Genomic DNA, 279 nt, shown 5'->3' on the forward strand with positions numbered 1-279 from the left:
GGCTCCGCCGGCGAGCCTTCTCGATCAGGTCCGGGTTCTCGGCTCCGGTCGCCTGCTCATCGTTTTCGCGATGACTGCGCTCGGCTACGGCGGCACCTTCGTCGCCTTCACCTTCCTTGCGCCGATCCTGCAGGATGTCACCGGCTTTTCGGAAAAGAGCGTCAGCCTGATCCTCGTGCTTTATGGCATCGCCATCGCAGCCGGCAATATTGGCGGCGGCAGGATCGCCAATCATAACCCGGCCAAGGCGCTGATCGGCCTCTTCCTCGCGCAGGCCAT

Annotated in this window: 1 pseudogene; it reads left to right on the forward strand. The window is 63.4% G+C overall.

The features are described from left to right. Positions 1 to 279, forward strand: a pseudogene (locus R0J92_RS22580) (MFS sugar transporter); the annotation flags it as partial.

The sequence above is a fragment of the Tritonibacter sp. SIMBA_163 genome (assembly GCF_046535935.1).
In the GTDB taxonomy this organism is placed as follows: domain Bacteria; phylum Pseudomonadota; class Alphaproteobacteria; order Rhodobacterales; family Rhodobacteraceae; genus Epibacterium; species Epibacterium scottomollicae.